General features: G+C 38.8%; 11 protein-coding genes. 10 read left to right on the top strand and 1 reads right to left on the bottom strand.

The features are described from left to right. Positions 1–420 precede the first annotated feature (420 nt). From ACLJX0_RS07660 to ACLJX0_RS07625, 8 genes are read left to right on the top strand one after another with little or no spacing between them, the layout of a single operon-like run. Complete coding sequence (locus ACLJX0_RS07660) at positions 421–5,316, top strand: hypothetical protein (RefSeq protein ID WP_410879597.1); 4,896 nt, start codon at positions 421–423, stop codon at positions 5,314–5,316. 26 nt (positions 5,317–5,342) lie between these two features. Next, on the top strand, positions 5,343–7,931 hold the full coding sequence (locus ACLJX0_RS07655) for a hypothetical protein (protein ID WP_410879596.1): 2,589 nt from the start codon (positions 5,343–5,345) through the stop codon (positions 7,929–7,931). Positions 7,932–7,949: 18 nt separating this feature from the next. After that, a complete protein-coding gene (locus ACLJX0_RS07650) occupies positions 7,950–10,013 on the top strand; it encodes a hypothetical protein (protein ID WP_410879595.1) in 2,064 nt (687 codons plus the stop codon). 6 nt (positions 10,014–10,019) lie between these two features. Then, positions 10,020–10,538 carry a hypothetical protein gene (locus tag ACLJX0_RS07645; protein ID WP_410879594.1) on the top strand — a complete coding sequence of 173 codons (519 nt, stop codon included), beginning with the start codon at positions 10,020–10,022 and terminating at the stop codon, positions 10,536–10,538. Continuing rightward, positions 10,528–13,053: a hypothetical protein gene (locus tag ACLJX0_RS07640; protein ID WP_410879593.1), complete on the top strand. Its 2,526-nt coding sequence runs from the start codon at positions 10,528–10,530 to the stop codon at positions 13,051–13,053. The genes ACLJX0_RS07645 and ACLJX0_RS07640 overlap by 11 nt, the downstream gene beginning before the upstream one ends. Positions 13,054–13,068: 15 nt before the next feature. Next, positions 13,069–14,394, top strand: coding sequence for a gliding motility-associated C-terminal domain-containing protein (locus ACLJX0_RS07635; protein WP_410879592.1), 1,326 nt, complete (start codon positions 13,069–13,071; stop codon positions 14,392–14,394). 11 nt (positions 14,395–14,405) lie between these two features. After that, positions 14,406–15,338 carry a type IX secretion system membrane protein PorP/SprF gene (locus ACLJX0_RS07630; protein ID WP_410879591.1) on the top strand — a complete coding sequence of 311 codons (933 nt, stop codon included), beginning with the start codon at positions 14,406–14,408 and terminating at the stop codon, positions 15,336–15,338. Positions 15,339–15,349: 11 nt separating this feature from the next. Continuing rightward, a complete protein-coding gene (locus ACLJX0_RS07625) occupies positions 15,350–17,311 on the top strand; it encodes an OmpA family protein (protein ID WP_410879590.1) in 1,962 nt (653 codons plus the stop codon). A gap of 117 nt (positions 17,312–17,428) precedes the next feature. Here the strand turns inward: ACLJX0_RS07625 and ygiD are convergent, their stop codons facing one another. Continuing rightward, positions 17,429–18,259 carry a 4,5-DOPA dioxygenase extradiol gene (gene ygiD / locus ACLJX0_RS07620; RefSeq protein WP_410879589.1) on the bottom strand — a complete coding sequence of 277 codons (831 nt, stop codon included), beginning with the start codon at positions 18,257–18,259 and terminating at the stop codon, positions 17,429–17,431. A gap of 343 nt (positions 18,260–18,602) precedes the next feature. Here ygiD and ACLJX0_RS07615 point away from each other — a divergent pair, with 343 nt between their 5' ends. Beyond that, on the top strand, positions 18,603–21,722 hold the full coding sequence (locus tag ACLJX0_RS07615; RefSeq protein ID WP_410879588.1) for a SusC/RagA family TonB-linked outer membrane protein: 3,120 nt from the start codon (positions 18,603–18,605) through the stop codon (positions 21,720–21,722). 8 nt (positions 21,723–21,730) lie between these two features. Beyond that, positions 21,731–23,395, top strand: coding sequence for a SusD/RagB family nutrient-binding outer membrane lipoprotein (locus tag ACLJX0_RS07610; protein WP_410879587.1), 1,665 nt, complete (start codon positions 21,731–21,733; stop codon positions 23,393–23,395). Positions 23,396–23,437: the final 42 nt, after the last annotated feature.

Here is a 23,437-nt window from a genome sequence, read left to right as displayed (position 1 = left end):
TTCTTTCAAGTAAAGCTTACTCCTTGCGTAGAAGAAAGAATTATATGATTTATATCATGTTTTAATGTTTTTTTTCGTACGTGTAGAAAATGAAACATGCTTGGTCTTTTCTTTTTATTAACTGGTTGATTTGCAGGTCTATAGATTTGATTCATTTTGTTGGTTTGACGTCCGTGCTAATAATTTGAAACTAATAATCTTTATATAATGGCGATTTTTGTTGTAAATAAATGATAGCCTGAGAAGTGTATATATAGAAGGTCATTGATTCTGATTTTAGTAAAATAAAGTGATTAAAGTTGAACAAGTACCAAATAATAAGAAGAAAGGTATATTAATAAAGACGGTATGTTATAGCGATTCTTCGCTCTAAGAACAAGAATATAAAATTAAGATTAATACGACACAAAATATTAAGTTATGAAAAAAAGACTAATACCAATTGCACTTGTTATGGGAGCAATATCAGCAAATGCACAGGTAGGTATTGGAACACCAACACCTAATAAGTCGGCAGAGCTGACGATTCAAGCGGATCGTCGCGGATTGTTGATTCCAAATGTGTCTTTAGCGGATACAAAAGATAGTAAGACCATCGAGTTCGGAAACGTTAATAGTTTATTAGTTTGGAATACCGCTACGGAAAAAGACGTAACTCCGGGATACTACTACTGGTTTGTTGATAAATGGGAACGTTTAACAGCTGATAGCGACATACCTGCTATCGTAGTGAATAACTTTGAAAATATCCTGAATATGGAGGGAGATAAGGTAACCAACCTTATCAAAAATATTGTTAGAAATACGGAAGGTAATGTAATTTATGAAGGGGATAAATTATATTACATCAATGCCGATGGAGACAAGGTTGAAATCAACTTTGGGGATATCGTTGCGGCGAATGAAAGTAAGACTGTTGTGGTTTCTAATACATCAAAAAAACAGCAGTATTACATTTCAGAATCGTATTTACAAGTTAATGACACTCCTACACAAGCAACAATTGACACATGGACGGCAGGTACTGTACCAGCAGGCGTGTACGCGATTGATGTGGTAGGAGGTGTTGTTAACAATTTTGAAGAAGTAGTGAATCACGGGCCAATCAACGTAGATGGACGCAGCTTTCCTACAATTAACGATTACATTACCTACTTGACTGAAAGTACAGGTGGTTTTACAAAAATTGTGTATGATCCAACGACAGGAGACGCTATCTTCCAAGAATGGGATGAGGCAACAAATACGTGGGTGAATGTAAGCAATGCAAAATTCAAAAAAATAGTAACGGATAACGAAAGTAAAACCGTTATTGTATCGAATACATCAAAAAAACAACAGTACTATATTGCGGAAGCTTATGTACAAACGAATGGTTTACCTACACAAGTAACAATTGATGCTTGGACGGTAGGAAATACGCCAGAAGGAGTATATGCGATTGACGTAGTAGGGGGGGTGGTAAACAACTTCCAAGAGTTTGTGAACCATGGGCCAATTACGGTGGATGGACGTACCTATCCAACCGTAAACGATTATATTACCTATTTAACGGAGAGTACGGGTGGATTTACAAAAATCGTGTACGATAGCCAAAATAGAAATGCAAGCTTCCAACAATGGGATGAAGCGACAAGCAGCTGGGTGAATGTAATCAACAGTAAATTCAAAAAAATCATCACCGATAATGAGAGCCAAACGCAAATCATTACCGTAGATGGAAATCAATATTACGTTTCAGAAGCCTATTTAGCTGTAAATGATGGTGTGGTTCCTACAACAGTGAATCCAGCAAATTTACCAGCAGGTATTTATGCCATTGATGTTGTAGGTGGTGTAGTAAACAATTTCGAAGAAATTGTAACGAATGGCCCTATCACAGTTGATGGACGTACGTATCCAACAATCAATGACTATATCACACATTTGACTGAAACAACAGGTGGATTCACGAAGATTGTATACGATCAAACGACTGGGGATGTTATTTTCCAAGAGTGGGATGAATCTACAAACACGTGGGTGAATGTAGACAACAGTAAGTTTGAAACGATCGTTCAAGCGAATGAGAGTAAAACAACAATCATTACGGTTGACGGAAATCAATATTACGTATCAGAAGAATACCTAATTGCAAATAACGGTGTGGCTCCTACAACAGTGAATCCAGCAAATTTACCAGCAGGTATTTATGCTATTGACGTAGTAGGAGGAGTAGTAAACAATTTCGAAGAAATTGTAACGAATGGCCCTATCACAGTTGATGGACGTACGTATCCAACAATCAATGACTATATCACGCATTTGACTGAAACAACAGGTGGATTCACGAAGATTGTATACGATCAAACGACTGGGGATGTTATTTTCCAAGAGTGGGATGAATCTACAAACACGTGGGTGAATGTAGACAACAGTAAGTTTGAAACGATCGTTCAAGCGAATGAGAGTAAAACAACAGTTATTACGGTTGACGGAAATCAATATTACGTATCAGAAGAATACCTAATTGCACATGACGGTGTAGTTCCAACAACAGTAACAGCAACAAATTTACCAGCAGGTATTTATGCGATTGATGTAGTAGGAGGAGTAGTAAACAATTTCGAAGAAATTGTAACGAATGGGCCTATCACAGTTGATGGACGTACGTATCCAACAATCAATGACTATATCACGCATTTGACTGAAACAACAGGTGGATTCACGAAGATTGTATACGATCAAACGACTGGGGATGTTATTTTTCAAGAGTGGGATGAGACAACAAACACGTGGGTGAATGTGGACAATAGTAAGTTCAAAACCATTGTTACGGACAATGAAACAGTAACGAAACTAGTAAAAAATACAAACGGAACATACACCTATTATAACGAAAAAGAAATTGGAGCAGACGGTGAACCTCTAGCAGGAGCAACAGGTGTAACCATTGATCCAGCTTTAGTGATCGTAGAAGATAAATCTAAATCAGAAGGAACATACATTTTCAAAGATTCAGAAGGGAATGAAATCGCAACGATTGATATCAATTCCGATAACATTTTGTATGACAATTCAGACTCAGGCTTAACGTCAACGAATGTAAAAGACGCCTTAGATGAGTTAGCAACTACTATTGCAACAACAAAAGGAGACTTAAGTGTAGCAGGTGGTTTAGAGTTCACAGGAACAACAGACGGAACAGCGAAATTATTAGCGGACGCTGGAATCCAAATCGCTGACGGTGGAGTAGCTACAGATAAAATTGCTGAAGGCGCTGTAACCGCAGATAAATTAACCGCAGGTCAAGGTGAGGCAGGACGTGTTGGTGTAGCAGGAGCAGACGGAACAATCACGTACAAAACGTTAGATGAAGTTGTAAAAGCAAACGAAACAGTAACCGTATTTGTAGAGAATCCAAATGGAACCTACACCTATTACAATGAAGATGAAATTGGAGCAGACGGTCTACCAAAAGCAGGTGCGACAGGTGTAACGATTGATCCAAAAGAAGTTTCAATTGAATTAAATACAACGACAAATGTATATGAGTTTAAAGACTCAAATGGAGCTGTAATCGGTGAAATCGATGCGAATGCGAATGCAATTGCTTTTGACGATTCAACAACGAACTTAAACGTAACAAACGTTCAAGGAGCGATTGAGAAATTGTTAGAGAAAATCACTACAGTTGAAGGAACAACAGGAGACTTAACTGTAGCAGGTGGATTAGAGTTCACGGGAACAACAAATGGAACAGCAAAATTACTAGCGGATGCGGGAATCCAAATCGCTGATAAAGGAGTAACCGCTGCAAAATTAGATGCTGGTAAAGGTGAAGATGGACGTGTAGGTGTTGCTGATGGAGAAGGAAATGTAACGTACCAAATCATTGACACTGTGGTAAAAGCCAATGAGACGGTAACGGTATTAGTGCAAAATGCAGATGGAACATTTACGTACTATAATGAAAATGAAATTGGAGCTGATGGTCAACCAAAAGCAGGAGCTGCTGGGGTAACGATTGATCCAAAAGATGTATCGGTTGTGTTAAACCCAACAACCAATGTATATGAGTTCAAAAATACAAACGGTGATGTAATTGGTGAAATTGATGCCAATGCGAATGCGATTGCTTTTGACGATTCAACAACAAACTTAGATGTAACAAACGTTCAAGAGGCCATTGAGAAGTTGTTGACAAAAATTACAACCGTTGAAGGAACAACAGGAAACTTAACATCGCCTTCCATCTATGTAGACGGAGGAGCAGATGCCTTGTTAAAAGATGCGAAAATTGACTTAAAAGGAGGTTCAGCAGACGGACAAGTATTAGTAACGGTGACAAAAAATGTCGTAGTTGGACAAAATCCTGATGGTTCTGATATTGTAGAGTCTCGTAAAGTAACCGAGTGGCAAGATCCTAAAGAAGTGGTATCCACAACAGTAACAGCGAAGAATGGTATTACGGTAGTAAATGATGCAGACGGGAATAGCGAGTTTAGATTAGGTGGTCCTTTAGATGCAGTAACAGTAATCACAACAAGCACAACCAATACGTTAGCGATTGCAGGAATGGAAAATGTAACCACGTCTCCAGCAGCCAACAACTTAGTAATTGCAGGCGATGATGGTGTATTAAAACAAACCTCACCGAAAAACATGATCGAAGATGTAATCACCCAAGGGGATCTTGAAGCGAAGATGTTAAAAGGGGTTGGAATTACCGTGACAGCTGGTGAAAATGCAGGTACGAATTTGAATACGGAGGTAGCAAGTTCATTATTGAAAGATGTGACGTTAGGTATTGCAGATAAAGCAGTAACTGCTGGGAAGTTAGATGCAGGTACAAGTACAACGGATGCGCCTCGAATTGGAGTAGCGGATCAAAATGGAAATGTTACCTACGAAGATTTACAAACAGTGGTGCAAGCGGAGCAAAAAACGGTGGTATTAGAAGACGGAACCAACACAACCGTTTCGAGCCGTGTGGATGCAGCTAATCCAAACGAAACGATTTGGAAAGTGGATGTCGCTACAGCGGTGAAAACAGTGGCAGTATCAACACCACTAGCAGCAACAGACGCTGTAGTATTGGTGAATGCAGAAGCAGCACCAACAGAAGGTATCGTAATTACGTTACCAGACGCAGACGCAACAAACAAAGGAAAAAAATACACCATTAAAAAACTAGACACGAACGAAGACGGTTATGTAGTTATTGCAGGAAACGTTGCAGGGTTAAACGGTAAAACACTAGAAACAGGTTTACCTTACTCTGGATGGGACTTTGTATCAGATGGTACACAATGGCAAATCGTTAACAAATTTTAATCACCTTACTTAATCAGAAATTTATCATGAAAAAAATTATAGTATCAGCAGTAGTAGCATTTACCGTATTAACTACATCAGACGTATTTGCTCAACAAGGGTTTGGAACAAACACACCGGATCGTTCTGCTGCTGTAGACATCGTGTCGAACAAACGAGGATTATTAATTCCTCGTATTGCTATTCCTAATTTAGATCAAGCAGCTCCTGTAGCAAATCCTGCTAATGCTTTGATGGTGTACAACACTGGAACAGCAGATGCAGCCGCTGGTTTTTACTACTGGGATGCAACCTACAATAATAATGCAGGTAGATGGGTGCGTTTCGTATCATCTAACTCAGGTAGCGCAGTAACGGTTTCAGCTGGAACAAATGTTACAGTGAAACCAACACCAGACGGACACGATATGGATTATAACGTAAGTGTGAAAGGTGGTGATGTAGCAGGACAAGTATTAGTGACAGAAATAGTAAATATTAATGGAGAGACTGTTCAAACAACGAAATGGGTAAATCCACAAGATTTCATCAATGGTTCTGTTGTAGGTGAAAATGGTATTACAACTGATATCAAAACTGTAGATGGTAAAGAGGTTGTAACTGTTGGATTAGGGGGGGATTTAAATACAGCTACTACAATTAAGACAACAGTAGGTGCAGATGGAAAACCAGGAAATACCTTAGCGATTACAGGTTTAGAAAAGTTAGATGGTTCTACAGGAAAAGAATTTGATGCAGCAAACCAGAACATCGTGATCATGGGAGCAGATGGAATCTTAAAAGTAGTAACGCCAAAAGCACTTTTAGAAGAGGTGATTACAGAAGGAGTAAACGGAAAAGCTTTGACTTCTTCTTCGATTTCAGTAGATACAAATGGAGCTACAGCCCTTTTAAAAGACGTAAACATTGAGATTACAGCGGGTGATACTGACGGACTTGTTATGGTTACTAAGGTTGATGCAGCTGGAAATAAAACAACAGAATGGAGATCACCGGCTGCTTTATCTAATACGTTAGAAGCTGGACAAGGAATTTCTATTGATGGTGATAATAAAATTAACTTAGGAGGAAATCCAATAACTACACCAACAGAGTTGAATATTGAGGATGCTAACGCTTCTTTAGCAATCAAAGGATTAACAGATGTAACTGAAACGAATCCAGCATCAAATAATGTAGTAGTAGCAGATCCTACAACTGGTGTTTTAAAACAAACGTCAACAAAAGAATTAGTTGAGGATGTAATCGGAGGTACAGGTACAAACGAGTTAAAAGCGAAAGCTTTAAAAGGAGATGGAATTACGGTAACAACAACGGGTTCAACAACGTTAACAGAAGAAGTAGCAAATTCTTTATTGAAAGATGTAACCTTGGGAATTGCTGATGGAGCAGTTACAACAGCAAAGATTGCAGATGGTGCAGTAAAAAATGGAAAAATTGCTGATGGAGCAGTAAGCCAAGAAAAATTATACGCAGGAACGATTGCAGCTGATGGAACAAAAGCTCCAGCAGAAGAAGGTTCTATTCCCGTAGCTGGACCAGACGGTATTGTTGTTTATGAAAAATTAAATACAGCTATTGGTTCTGCTAGTCTAAAAACGGATGGTAAAATCGTAATTGGAGATAATCAAGCGAGTACTATTTTATCAGAAAACACAGTTTTAGTTGAAACGTTATTAAGCATTAAACAAGGAAGCATCGGAACAACGGAGCTTACGAATAAAGGTGTTACGGCAGAGAAATTAAATGCAGGTGAAACGACAGTTGATACACCGAGAATTGGAGTAGCAGATCAAGAAGGAAACGTAACATATGAAGAACTTTCAGGTGCTAATTTAAACGGTAAAGCGTTAACATCAGGATCTATTTCTGTATTTGGTGGTGAAAAAGCATTATTAGATGCAACTAGAATTGATATTACAGGTGGAACAACAAAAGGAGATGTATTAATTACTTCTGACGAACCAATGAAAGATGCTGCTGGAAATGTAGTAACAGATGCTGCTGGAAATACAGTGTATGTAACGAAATGGGTAACACCAACAGCTTTAGATAATACAGTAACAGCTTCCAATGGTTTAACAGTTGAAGAGGATACCACGAATGTTATTTTAGGAGGAACAATTGATAGAGGAACAACCCTTATTATTGCTGCAGGAACAGAAGAAAATGGGACAGTAACAGGAGCGGGTTCATTAGCAATCAAAGGATTAAATACAGCAGATTCAAAACAAGGAAATAAAACGGTGGTTGTACAAGCAGATGGTCAATTGGCAACCATTGATAAAGGAGTTGGAGATGTAGTAATCAATGGGGGAGATACCGTAAATAACGTAACAATTGGTGGAGATGTTGTAACTAACTATCACCCATCCATGAGTGAAATTGTGATTGAAGTGAACTTAGGTGGAGCGGATACAAATTTAACTTTACCAGCAATAAATGGAACAGAAGGACAAACCATCAGTGTGAAAATCGCAAATACAAACGAAAACCACAACGGATATTTAAATATCAAAGCGGGGAACGATGTGTTAGCCTATGGAGCGATGCCTTACCAAGGATGGATTATCAAATCGAACGGAGCGAAATGGATCGTTGTGGGTCGTAACTAATTAAAAAGAAAAACAAAGATGAAAAAAAGATACATTGGAATTGTAGGACTTGGTTTAGTATTGGCATTAGGTACGCAACAAGTTCACGCACAACAAGGTTTCGGTACAGATAAACCTGCAAAATCGGCAGCCGTAGATATACAATCCTCTAAAAGAGGATTGTTAATCCCACGTGTTGACTTAAAAAGTACAGTAAACGGCACAACGCCGATTAACACACCAGAACAATCGTTAATGGTGTATAACCAAGCAACGACAACAACTGAAGGAGCAAATGATGTAACACCTGGATACTACTACTGGGATACCGATCGTTGGGTTCGTTTTGCACAGCAAGGGGATTTCTCAGAAATCACACTAGCTGGCGATGTGACTGGAAAAGTAGGAGAAACTAAAGTGGTAGCTTTACAAGGAACAGCCATTTCTAATGTTGCACCAACAGCGAATCAAGTGTTAGTTTTTGTACCAGGTGAGGGAACAAACCCAGGACAATGGAAACCTGCTAATTTGCCAACACAACCTTGGAATATACAAGGAGGCAATACAAAAGCAACAGAAAATACACAAAACATCTACCAACAAGGTAAGGTGGGAATCGGATTTACAAAAGATTCTATAGCAACCAAAACCTTAGATGTTAGAGGAGATTTTAAAACGGAAGCTAAATTAGGGAACCGATACAATGGTATGGTGACAAATGAGCCTATAGAATCATTTAGTTCTAGTGTCTTGTACTCATCAAAAAAACCGTTTACTTCCTATGTAGATTTAGCAAGTCAGGCTGAACACAGTTTTTTGATGCTTAGTGATGCAGGAACAATGATTCAAAGACAAGGAAGTAGTAGTAAATCCTTGGTAAGTATTGGTGCACAAAGTGATGATTATATGTTGGCGTTTAGTGGAGAAAAAGCAGGAAAGTCCTCAACGATTCAGATGAACGAAGCGCTAATGTACTTAAAACAAGCGAACACGAAATCAGATAGTCAAATTAGATTAAAAGCCAATGAAGGGATAACGTTTTCTACTCTTTTAGAAGATGACACCCGATCTAGTTATATTTTTCCTACTTCCAACGGAAACGCGAATCAAGTGTTAACGACAAATGGGGTTCAAGCAACAAATAGTACTTCTGCTCAGCTGACATGGAAAAACGTAACAGATTTAATTACGCCAGGTACAGCAGGACAAGTGTTAACTACAACGAAAGACGGAGATAATGATCCAAAAGTAGAGTGGAAAGCACCAGCGGTACACGAAAATATCTATACGCATAATGGTACGTTGACTCAGAATAAACGTACGGTTGATTTTGGAGAGCATACATCAATGTTGTTTAAAAGAGGGACTCAACGCTATGATTTTACTTTTGATTCAACTAGAATTGGCTTAAACATGTGGGGAAGTACAGAATCGTCTATAGGTTTACTTACACAAGAGGGCGGTATGTTAAATGGAATAGAGTCGAAGTTGCAAATGTTTCATCAAAGAACTTTATCACAAATTAATGCTAATTCAGAAGAAGGGTTAAGAATAGCTGCAGGCTTTCATAAAAATATTACATTAGGAACTTTTTATTATAATCCAGGAGAAGTAAAGGAATATTATAATTCTACTTTAGTTGTTAAAGGAGACGGAGGAGTTCAGGTAGTGAACATCAATAAACCTGAATTCAAGGGTAGCGCTTCGGATAAAGTAGTAGTAGCGGATGCAGATGGGGTATTAAAAGCATTAAAAGCAGTGATGCCAAAATTCTTCTATATGCCATCGGTAATGGTGCCAACGGCAGCTAATCAAGCGACACAAAGTGGAGTAACTTTTGATAATACATCTCGTATAGGTACAATTAACTTGTATGCGATCTATGAGAAACAATTTGGAACACCAGTGAAGAGTAGTCCAGGAGCAACCGCTTTACCTGTATTGCCAGCATCTGAATTAGGATTTCATGTAACCTATGCTACGGAAGATGTATTTACTATTCAGAGCATTGATGATCATGGCTTAATGACATATAAAGTCAGTGAAACAGCTAATGTAAATGCAGGAAGCTTTATTAATATTGTGTTTTCTGTTAAAGAATAAAGGAGGATGAAAAATATTTTATATATAGCTTTATTTTTTGCCCTGTGTTTTGGAAGCAAAGCACAGGCGCAGAATAATCTAATAAAAACGGTAAATGAAGAATTGGAATTACTTCAGGGAGAAGCAAGAGAAAAGCTTGATTTTTTACTTTATAGTACTCCACCAAAATTGTTTATTGATGACGATGGAAGTATAGATTATATTTGGAATCAAAATAGAGTTGTTGAAAGTGTAGAGGTGTTTGGAAAGAGCCAATTTGCTCTTTTAACGGATGCAGCATATGCAGCCGATTTTAGAAGTGCAAAAGTGCTAACTCTTCGTTTATATAATAATGAGGTGTTTGAGGTAAGTGAAATTCTTTTCAATTATTTTGAGGTATTGACATATGTCATTATACAATATGAATCTGGAAGTGCTAAACAAACAATTGTTAATCAATTGTCGCGACTAAAACAAGTTGAAAAGTTTAGAAACGTAACCTTTCTGTTAGATAAAATCAATAAGGGAGATGATTATGACGAATAATAAGTTTTTAAAATATTGGATAACTGTTCTAGTTGTTGTATGCTATTTACCACTTTTTGGACAAAGTGTTGTTTCATTTACTCCACGTACCTCTCAAAAAGCACCAGTGCCCTATAAAGGAGTTTCTACCTACAATGTACAAGGAGACTTTGTGATGTTAGGAAATACTAATCTAACCTTAAAGTCCTATAGAGCTGACCGAAATAATAATAGTAATAATATGATTGTTGTTGATGAAGATCAGGACTCTAGTACATATAACTCATCCATGGCTGAATTGAAACTAGGTGCTGCGGAACCAACTTGTTCGGAAATATTATATGCAGGATTGTATTGGACGGGTAGAGCTCAGAATAGCGGTAATAATGCGGACTATATTGTATTTAACAAGAAGAACTATTACAAAAATAAAGTAAAGTTTAAAAAAGAAGGTAATTCATATCATGAAGTTAGTGCAGGAAATGAAGTTGCATACCCAGGATCAGGAAATGCTTATATTTATGTAGGATATGCAGATGTTACAGATTATGTTAGAGCTAATGGAGTAGGAAATTATTGGGTTGCTGATATAGCTCTGTCTGAAGGAAGTAATGGAACTGGTTATTTTGGTGGCTGGGGACTAGTTGTTGTATACAAAAATGCAACAATGAAATGGAAAGATATCACAGTATTTGATGGTTACTCTTATATATCTGCTAATGGTGGTCGACAAGAACTTAACCTGTCTGGATTTAGAGCAGCTCAGAATGGAGCTGTTAATGTAAAAATGGGAATGATGGCTGGAGAAGGAGATGTGAGTACAACTGGAGACTATTTCGAAATTCAGAAGAGAACATCAAATAATTATTTAAAGTTAAGTCACGCTGGAAATACAGCAAATAACTTTTTTAACTCCTCTATTTTTACAGGTGGAAATAATAGAAGTCCAATTTTAGTTAATAATACAGGGATAGATATTAGTATGTTTAACTTACCTAATGAAGGAAATGAGTTAATTAACAACAATCAGACATCTACTAAGTTTAGATACGGAACAAATGGAGATTTATATTCGATTTTTAGTATCGTATTTGCGGTTGATGCCTATGTACCCGAAATTGTTGGAGAAAATAAGGCAACTAATTACGGTGGCGTTAAACCATCGCATAATGGAACAATTGAACCTGGCCAAGAATTTGAATTTGAATTAGATGTTTATAATAAGGGAACAGAAGCTGTAAAGGATACTAAAATCGAAATTCCAGTACCTTACAATTTGCATTATTCAGGTGCTAATGTAGAAGCAAATCTACCAAGAGGAGGTACAGTTACGTGGCGTCCACCAGCAGGAGCGCCGGTAGGAGCAACTGAACAAAATACAGCAGGTGGAACTATTGTCTGGACTATTGGAGATTTACCGTTGGATACAACGAAGGAAAAACTATTAGCTAGATTAAAATATCGCTTTAGAGTATCAGATAATTGTATTTTATTATCGACGAATTATTGTGGTTTAGAAGTCAGAATCAATGGTAAAATTTCGGGAACAGGACTAACTTCCGGAACGAAAGTTTCATCTGATTTAGTGAAAGATTATGGAAGCGGTGTTTGTGCTGGTCCCGTATACGATGACTTTATGTCAACCATTACTTTAACAACAGACTTCTTGCAAAGTTGTAACCCGCCTGTTGAAGATGGAATCATGCAGTTCAAAGAATTTTGTCAACTACCAGGTAATGGTACGCAATATCCTAGAACTAAAATTGAAAGTAAGTATCCATTTGGAACAAAATTCTTTAGTACGATTCCATCATCTTATAGCTCTACTGCAGGAGTAGTAACGAATGATTTTGATGTTAATCCAGATGGCAGTAAGAAAATGTTCTATGTGATGACACCTGGTATGGGAGCTGGTTGTTATGCTAGATTAGAAATTAGTGTAGACAAGGTGGTAACTGAACCAACAGCTAAAAATGTGACTGTATGTTTGGGAGAACCAATCGTTTTAGAAAACGCTTTATCTCAAACAGGAGTGACAAATCAATATGCTCTGGTATATTTCGATGCTAATGGAACGACTCAACTTGAAGGTGAACCAAATCCTACAACAGTTGGCGTACATAACTACTTTGTAGCAGAAGGAAAAGACGGATGTGTTGGACCAAAGAAACCATTTACGATCACAATTAATGCTTTACCAGTTATCAATGGTGAAGTAGCTGATATGGAGATTTGTTCGAATTTTGATGTTACAACAACAGTGCAAACAACGGGTTCAGGATTGAGTTATACTTGGGAGTATTCAACAACAGGTACAACATGGCAAACGTTAACGAACGCTACTTTTTCGAATAAAGTTGTGGTTACGGGTAATACGATTGCAGTGAAACATGCGGATAATCAATTAAACGGTACAAAACTGCGTTTAAAAGTAAGTAACAATACTTGTACAGCGACGTCTAATGTATTTGAAATTAAAGTAAAAGATTGTCCTGCTGTAACAAATCCAATGTTGTTAAATTCTGCTATTCAATAATCTAAACGAAAGAGTATGAAAAAAATAGATAGCAAGCGCGCATTTTTCCTAAGTATTTTAGGAGTTAGTGTAGCCGCCGTAGCGCAAGAAACTCCAGCCTCTTTTGTCAACCAGGGCGAATTGTCTGTGGGAAAAGAGGGCATTATTTCTACGTTGTATAGCTTTGATAATCAAGAGTCAGCTGCCGTAGTAAATGAGGGTACCGTATATTTTTACCGCGACTTCAACAACGACGGCTATTATTCTTTTGACAAAGAGAGAAAAAACAGCAGTAGAAGTACGGCTATTTTTGCTCCCTATGCCGGTGAAAGCGGACAGCAGTTGTTAAGTGGGAAATCCCCCTCTGAGTTTTACAACGTTCAGTTGAATAACGATACGCCTAAGGTTGCTTTTGACTTAAAAAACAACATGGACGTTCACGGAACCATGGATTTTTTAAACGGAATCATTAAAGTGGATCCCACGGTTCCTGATGGAGAAAAGATTTCCATTGGAATGTTGAGCTTTCAACAAGGCTCAAAAGTAGCCAATGTAGATGACGCTTCCCATGCCGAAGGACAAGTAGAGAAAATCGGTAATGAACCTTTCCAATATCCAAAAGGAGATCAACAAAAATACCGCTATGCACGTATTTCTGCTCCAGAAGTTAAAACCGATGCTTTTGTAGGCGAATACCGTACAGAAGATAAACAATTCTTCGTCGCACGTCCTGCAACAGTGGGCGTCATCAAAGAACTGAATCGCAATGAATATTGGTTGATTGATCGCGCAGGTAAAACGGAAAGTGAAGTACTTTTAACCTTGAGTTGGGATGAACGCACTACACCAGTTGAATTGTTGAATGACCCAGAAAACGAATTGCACATTGCCCGTTGGGATGCCAAACAACAACTTTGGGTAGATGAAGGGGGCGTAGTTGATATGTCAGCCAAAGAAATTACAACGGTAGCTGCTTTAAAAGGCTACGGTTTCTTTACCTTGGCAACCGTGAAAAAAGACTGGCTTCTGGATGGTGATGTAGTCATTTACAACTTAGTTACACCAGATGGAGATGGGAAAAATGATTACTTTATCATAGATAATATCAACAAATATCCAAACAATACCGTAGAAATCTACAACCGTTGGGGAGTAAAAGTATATGAAACCCGAGGATATGACCCAACAGGAGACGGAAGTTCGAATGTGTTTAGAGGCTATTCAGAAGGACGTGTAACCATAGATAAGAACAAGAAATTACCAAGCGGAACCTATTACTATGTTGTAACCTACGAATTCAAGGACCAAAATGGTAGTCGCATGATTAAGAAAGCTGCAAATTTACATTTGGAGTCTAATTAAATCAATACTAGATGAAATTTAGAAACACAATACAGACGATTGTTCTTGGCGGTATAGGCTTGTTCAGCATGACACAAGCCTATGCACAACAAGATCCACAATATACCCAATACATGTATAACCACGCCAATATTAACCCCGCTTATGCAGGGAGTAGAGAAGGGTTGAACATCTTTGGTTTATATCGCACCCAATGGGTCGGATTAGAAGGGGCTCCAAAAACAGCAACCTTATCCGTAAATACACCTTTAGGGGACTCCGGTTTAGGGTTAGGAGTGAACTTTGTTAATGACCACTTAGGGGTTATGGATGACAATACCTTATCGGTAGATTTATCCTATGCCGTAGATTTGAACTACCATTATAAATTGGCGTTCGGATTGAAAGGATCTGCTAATTTACTCGATGTAAATTACAGTAAGTTACATATTTACAACCCAACAGATCCCGTAGCTGAAGAGGATATCAAGAACAAATTTACCCCCAATGTTGGAGCAGGAATGTTCTTGTACTCGGATAAGGCTTATGTTGGATTATCAGTACCAAACTTGTTGACGCGTTCGCGTTACAACGACAACGATGTGAATACGCTGCGTCAAAAGATGCACGTGTACCTCACAGGAGGATATGTATTTGATCTCAATCGCGACATTAAGTTTAAACCCGCTACGATGATTAAGATGGAGCAAGGCTCGCCACTACAAGTGGATCTATCGGCAAACTTCATGTTTGTGGATAAATTTACAGCGGGTATCGCCTATCGTTGGGATGCTTCTGTGAGTGGACTCGTTGGTTTCCAAGTGTCAGAAAATATCTTTGTCGGGTATAGTTATGATGCCGAAACTACCAAATTGGCTCGTTATAACTCCGGTTCACACGAAATCTTTATGCGATTTACCTTGTTTAATAGCTATAAGCGTATTACAGCGCCAAGGTTCTTCTAATGGATACAACTATGATAAAACAGATTGTAAAACTGGGAATTCTGAGTGTAGCCTTGAGCTTGAACTTCTCGGGATATAGCCAGATAAAAAAAGAAAAACAAGCGGATAAGAATTTTGATCGCTTAGCGTATATCGATGCGATTAAAGTCTATGAACGCATTGCAGATAAAGGGTATGTAAATACCTCGATCTTGCAAAACTTAGCGGATGCCTACTATTTTAACGGCAAATTAGTTGAGGCGAATAAGTGGTATGGCGAATTGTTTGAAGGAGCTTATGAAGATAAAGACCTTTCCAATCTATCTTCTGAATACTACTACCGCTATGCACAAACCTTAAAAGCCACCCAAGCATACGAGAAGTCTCAACAAATGATGGATCAATTTGCGGCTTTGGAGCAAGAAGATTCGCGAACAGCCTTGTACAACAAAAACCGCGAGTACCTCGAGCATATCGAAAACCGCTCAGATTACTACGATATCAAGTTGTTAGATCTGAATACGGAATTTTCAGACTATGGCGGAACGCTTTTGGATAACCAATTCATCTTTACTTCTGCTCGTGCAACAGACCACCAAAGTGGGAGTAAAATTCACGCGTGGACCAATGAGAGTTATACCAGCTTGTATAGCTCCACAGTAGATGAAAACGGCTTTGGAGAACCTGTGCTTTTTGCACCCGAAATTGAATCGAAAGTAAATGATGCAACAGCTGTCTTTACCCAAGATGGGCATACGATGTACTTTACGCGCAACAATTCTAAAGCAAGCGGAAAGAGTAAACAAAACAAGGACAAAACGTCTTTGTTAAAATTATACAAGGCAGTAAAGCAAGCGGATGGGAAGTGGGGACTAGTAGAGGAATTGCCGTTTAACTCGGATAATTTCAATACAGCCCATCCTGCTTTAACGCCTGATGATAAATGGTTGTACTTCGTTTCTGATCGAAAAGAAACCCTAGGACAATCGGATTTATTTCGCGTAGCTCTTTATGAAAATGGAGGATACGGACCAGTAGAAAATCTAGGAAAATCAATCAATACAGCCGGAAGAGAAAGTTTTCCTTTTATCTCGACTGATTATCAATTGTACTTCTCTTCTGATGGTCATCCAGGACTAGGAGGAATGGACGTATTTGTTGCTAAACTATATCCCAATGGAAGCTTTGGCCCTGTTGTGAATATGGGAACGCCAATCAATAGTAGCCTAGATGATTTTGGATTCTATATGGATACCAAACTAAACAAAGGGTTTGTAAGTTCAAACCGCGAAAATGGCAAAGGTTCGGATGATATCTATTTCCTAGCGGAAAAACCGTGTAAACAAACGATTGAAGGAATCGTATACGACAAAGATACCAATGAAGTGTTAGCTGATGCTTTAGTCGTTATCTCTGATGCGTTATATCAAAAATCAGATACGGTTTATACTAATAACAAAGGATTTTATAGCACCGCTTTGTTAGATTGTGGACATAAGTACCGCATCAAAGCAGAGAAAAAGCTATATAATACCGTAGAAGTTGCCTTTAATGTCAATCGCGAACCAGGAGTGAAAACCGTAAATATCGGATTAGAAAAAACGGAAAAACCACTTGAAGTTAACGATGATTTATTCAAGAAGTTAAAACTTCAACCAATTTATTTTAACTTTGATAAATCAAACATCCGTAGAGATGCTTCGATTGAGTTGATGAAAGTGGTAGAGGTTATGAAAGAATACCCAACCATGCAAATCGATGTTCGTTCACATACAGATAGTAGAGGAAATGACGACTACAACATGGGATTATCTGATCGCCGTGTGAAATCAACCATCAAGTGGATGATCGAACAAGGAATCGATCCAAGTCGTTTAACGGGTCGCGGATATGGAGAAAGCCAATTGCTAAACAAATGTAGTAATGGGGTACCATGTACAGCAGAAGAACATCAGTTAAACAGACGTAGTGAGTTTATTATTATTAGTATGTAATACGAAGAAAAAACAAACAACAAAGCAATTTTTTTTCGATGATCCTGCTGTAGGATTTAAAACAAGCAGCACTAAGCCCACAAGAGCGCCCGAGAAATCGGGCGCTCTTACTTTTTATTAGTAGTACATAAACGAAGTCATACTCAAGGACCCCCCAACATAAGCATCGTTAAAGAATAACAATTCATCTTGAGGATCTCGTAAGCCCAAGTTGTATAGCATCGGAATATAATGTTCTAAGGTTGGTAGAGCGAGGGAAATATGAGGATGTAATTTTTCATAGTCGATCAAACGCTTGTCCTCTTGATTTGTAATCGCTTGCTGTAGCATGGCATTAATCTCAATTGCCCAATCAAAACCGTAGTTGTGTTCCATTTGGTCCCATTCGAGTAATCGCAGGTTGTGAATCATATTACCGCTACCAATAATTAACACGCCTTTTTTGCGTAATTCACGCAATTGTCTTGCCAATTGATAGTGGTAATCCAAAGGCTTGTAGTAATCAATACTTAGTTGTAGAACTGGAATAGTAGCCTGAGGAAACATATGCTTTGTAATAGACCAAGTGCCATGATCTAAACCCCAATCGTGATCCAAATGCAAATCAAAAGGCTGCACCAATTGCTGGGTTTCAACAGCCAAGGCTGGAGCACCAGGAGCCGGATAGGATACGTCAAACAAAGGCTGAGGAAAGCCTCTAAAATCGTGTATCGTCTCTGGAAAGCCCATAGCAGTAATAGCGCTACCCTTCGTCAACCAATGGGCCGATATAACCAAAATAGCTTTGGGTGTCGGTAAGGATTGCCCTAAGTGATGCCAATTTTGCGAAAATACAGTATCTGTAATGGCATTCATCGGCGAACCATGTCCTATAAATAAGGTAGGCATCAGCTGTTCACTATAGGATAAAGTCTGTGAAAAGCGATAGAGATCTTGTAGCGATTGCATAGATGTAGATTTTAATCCCCTAAAGTTCAACAATATTTTTTTTATTTTTTCTTAATTGGTAAACGTTTAACTAGATTAACAAATGAAATAAAATCAAGAATTGACCCCAATAATCCGTCCCGTTTTTTTAAAATAGAATCTTAAAATTAGTATAAAGTAAGGGTGTTTTTTAGCTTCTGATAGCAATATAGGAACTAAAAAAAGTTGATTTATACTGGTTTTATGTAGTAGTTATTTCAATGTTATAAGTATTGAATTCGGGGAGTGCGACTGCCTTTGTTTTCTTAATTTTTTTAAGAAAACCACGCCTTACTTTTGAAAGAATCAACTAAATAACTAGACTATGAATTCAAAAGTAAAGTACCTCTATCTCTGTTTGTGTTGTTTATTTATCCCCTTTGCACACGCGCAAGTAAAAGAACTCGCTGGAAAGGTTACAGAAGAGGGAATGCCCTTACCTGGGGTGACAATATTAATTCAAGGAACCCAACAGGGAACCCAAACGGATTTAGAGGGAAACTATACCCTAAATGTAAAAAAAGGAGATGAAGTGGTGTTCTCTTTCATCGGAATGAAAGAGGTTCGCTATACTGTGAGTAATTCAAGCATTTTTAACGTGCAAATGACAACACAGGAAGAAATGCTTGAAACGGTTGTCGTAACGGCCTTAGGGATCAAAAGAGACAAGAAAAAATTAGGGTATTCCTCTCAAGAAGTAAAAGGAGAACAGATTGCTGGTGCAGGTCAAAGTAATGCGGTCAATGCACTCTCCGGTAATGTCTCTGGTTTACAAGTTACTGCTCCTTCAAGTATGGGAGGCTCCACGCGTATTGTCCTGCGCGGAATAAAATCAGTGGTCGGAAATAATCAACCGCTTATTGTCGTGGATGGAGTTCCTTTAGACAATACCAATCTTGCGGATATTGATATGCAACGCGGGGCAAGTGGGCGCGATTATGGTGATGGATCGGCGGATATTAACCCTGATGATATCGAATCCATTACCGTCTTAAAAGGTGGGCCAGCTTCTGCACTTTATGGCAATAGAGGGGGAAATGGTGTGATTATTTATACTACTAAATCTGCTAAAAATGGACGTACAGAAATTGAATTGAATTCGGGAATTGCGTTTGAATCCATTAACATCATGCCTAAACTGCAAACCAAATATGGGGGAGGTTCTACTGAAACGTTCAAAAGACAGGAAATTAATGGTAAAGTGTACAATATTCCAGAATATACTCTAGACGAAAGCTGGGGGCCTAAATTCGACGGAACCCTCTACCTACCGTGGAATGCCTTTGACCGCGAATTTGAACAAGATTATATGAAGGAAATTCCCTGGGAAAAATCCAAACATGATGTCAAGTCCTTTTTTAATACGGGGGTTACTTACAACCAATCGGTGTCCATTGCCAAGTCTTTTAAAGAAAGCAATATTCGAATGGCTTTTAGCAATAACGCTACGGAAGGAATTATCCCTACCTCTAAACTGCAACGCAATAATTTTACAGTGAATGCAGCAACCAAATTAAGCGAGAATCTAAAAGCAGAATCCAATGTTAATTACGTTTATACCAAAGGATTTAATCGCCCAGTAATTGGTTATGGCGATAATTCGGTGGTAGAGCGATTCTATCAGTGGGGACAACGTCAAATTGACTTCGAAAAACTAAAGGACTATAAGCTAGCCAATGGCAACCAGCGCTCTTGGAATCGGACGTCTTGGGATAACGGAATGCCTGCTTATTCAGATAATCCGTATTGGGTGATTCACGAAAATACTGCTCAAGATGTGCGTACGCGATTGTATGGAAACGCCAAATTAACCTATAATTTTACGGATCAACTCTATGCAGTCGGAACGGTCTATGGAGATTTATACAGCTTGACCATCGATGAACAAATAGCGGTAGGCTCTCAAGTAACTTCTGCATATTCCCAGGCGAAACGAAACATCTCGGAATACAACTACGAAGGACGACTACACTATGATGACCAATTCGGAACTTTTGGATTAAACGCTTTTGTCGGGGTGAATCGAAGTGAAAAACGCAATGACTTCCTCTATGGATCAACGGTGGGAGGACTGAATCTTCCAAATCTATACAACTTGAGCAACAGTAAAGCTACCGCTCGATCGTCTAATGATTGGACGCATACGCGTACTAACTCCGTATTTGGATCCGTTAGCTTGAGTTATCAAGAATACCTCTTTCTAGAAGGAACCGTGCGTACGGATTGGTTCTCTACGGTGAAAAAATCAGTGACGTACCCCTCGTTAACAGGGTCCTTTATTTTTTCGAATGTATTGCCTGAATTCGATTGGTTGGACTATGGGAAAATTCGCCTCGGTTGGGCACAAGTAGGAAATGATACGGAAGCCTACCGTACCAAAGATTACTACAAAATCAATGGTCCTTTCTTGGATCAACCAACCTATGCCCTCGAAAATACAGCCAACAATCCAAACCTAAAGCCTGAACGGATGACCACCAAGGAAATTGGGTTAGAAGCTGCTTTTCTACATAATCGCATCGGATTTGAACTGTCTTACTACGAAATTGAAACCAAAGACCTTATTACTCGCGTGCAATATGATGCCGCAACAGGATTCGCCTACCGTTGGATGAATGCAGGTGATATGAGAAATAAAGGAATCGAAGCAACGGTCAATCTAACGCCTATTCAAATGGATGATTTTTCTTGGCAAATCACCTGGAACTTCGCCAAAAACAAAAATACCCTCATCCGTTTAGCGGAAGGAGTGGAGTCGGTGGAAATTGCACGAGCACCATTTCGCGTTACACTACAAGGAAAAATAGGGGAGGCTTATGGACAAATCTACGGTACGGACTATGTATACGATGATCAAGGACATAGAATTATAGGAGAGGATGGTTTATATCTCGCTTCAGAGGTCAAAGCATTGGGCTCTTATTTGCCCAACTACAACATGGGAATTCGAAATAGTTTTCGCTATAAAAATCTCAATATTGGCCTGTTAATCGATATTCAAAACGGAGGGAAATACTTCTCGACCACACATTTGTACGGCATGTATTCGGGAATGTTGGAAGAAACAGCAACCCATACGATTCGCGAAACAGGACTCATCTTGGATGGGGTAAAAGAAGATGGAACGAAAAACGATCAAGTTGTCACGGCCATCGATTGGGCTAAAGCACATAATACAACAGTAGATGCTCAAAATGTATTTGATGCAGATTATATCAAATTGAGAGAAATTACCTTGGGATACGATCTACCAACGAAATGGTTAGGCCCTTTTAAGGGAATCACCCTCTCACTCTTTGCTCGTAATCTCTTTACCTGGAACCTGGACTGGAAGGGAATGGATCCGGAAATGGCATCCTATGCGAGTGATAATGTGCAAGCCATTGAAGGGGCATCTTTGCCCTCTACACGTACGTATGGGATGAATGTTAAATTTAAATTGTAAGCAAACACATGAAAAAATACAGCTATCTTTTTATCGTCATTCTTATCTTTTGTACCAGTTGTGATAAAGATTTAGAAGCGATTAACATCAATCCAAATCAACCCACAGAAGTGACAACAAATGGATTGTTTAACAATACCAATAAGGAATTGATGACTCGTACGAGAAGGGGAATGCCCTCTGGACGTATGGCCTTGCCTTGGATTCAATACTCTGCCCAACGAAACTATACAGCCGAAGATCGCTACCAGTTTAGAAATGAAGTGAATAACAGCCTTTATACGGATATCTTTTTAGCAGTAAAAGGCTACAAGCAAATTATTGATATCGTCACAGACCCCAGCAAAAAAGAAAAAGTAGTCACCTACGGTGATCCAGCAAATCAATTGGCCGCAGCGCGTATCATGATTGCCTATGCTCAATTGCAATTGGTTGATATGTATGGGGATGTACCCTATTATTCTTATGGAACTAAAGATCCCGATTTCCAAGCGATGACCTTGGGAACAGAACAAGAAATAACAACACCTAAATTTGCTCCCCAAGAGAAAATTTATACGGATTTATTGAATGAATTAAAAGAAGCCGCCGAATCCATCAACATGGAGGCCACGAATATCTTTAGCGAGGGAGATTTCTTATTTGGCTCTCCCTTAAAATTGAAAAAATTTGCTAATTCACTCCGCTTGCGAATTGCAAATCGCGTTAAAAATGTGCTTCCCATTGCGCAGACGCATATCACAGAATTAGTAGCTAATACTGCGGAATTAATGGAGTCTAATGCGGATAATGTCGGGCAAAAGTTCCAAAATGACCCCGTAAAACCGGCTCCTTTTTACCTAGATGCTTTTGTGGGGAAAAGAAATGATTTTTCTCCAACCAATACGTTTGTTGAATTGCTTAAAGGAGAAACTAAAACAGCACAAGCCAACCCTTTTGCAACAATTGTTGATCCTCGATTGTTTAAAATGGTTGCACCAATTAGTCAACAGGTGACTAATGACAAAGGGGAAACCTCAGAAGTAACACTCGCATTTTATTATGACAGCAGTAGAGCTACTGAACCTTGTATTGAAAAGAATGACTATGTAACACGAACTGCTGATTTCTATACGGGAATGCCAATCGGCTTGATGGATTCGTATACAGGAAGCCAAGCAGAATTTGCCTCTCAATTTAGCGGAACGATATATAAAGCGGATCAAACGGAAATACTAATGGAATATGCCGAAGTGGCTTTTATTCTAGCCGAATTAGGGAATAATCCACAAGAAAATTACACCAAAGGAATTCAAGCTTCCATGCAAAAATGGGAGGTCTCCGAGGCAAATATTACAGACTATCTCGCAAAGATGAATGTGGTGAACCTAGAAACAATCCTCACCCAAAAATACATCGCCCTATTCTTACAACCCTATGAGGCTTGGGCAGAATACAGAAGAACTAAATACCCTAAAACCCTGCTGTTGCCTGGACAAACACACGAACTAATTGCACCCGGGCCTCAGCAACAAACGGAATATACTTTCAATGCAGCCAATGGCTTGACCGATTTACCAGAACGAATAACCTATCCAACCGACCTTAATCTCGTCAATAAAGTCAACAAAGACGCAGCAGCAACAAGAATGGGAGGGGATGTAATGAGCACCAAACTAATTTGGGCAGAATAATATTTTTAGGTTAGTTAATAAAGGGATACGCTTTTTTTAGCG

The sequence above is a fragment of the Myroides sp. DW712 genome, assembly GCF_046557355.1.
GTDB lineage: Bacteria > Bacteroidota > Bacteroidia > Flavobacteriales > Flavobacteriaceae > Flavobacterium.
The sequence above is the reverse complement of the archived record's forward strand: the minus strand, read 5'-3'. Positions and strand labels throughout refer to the sequence as shown.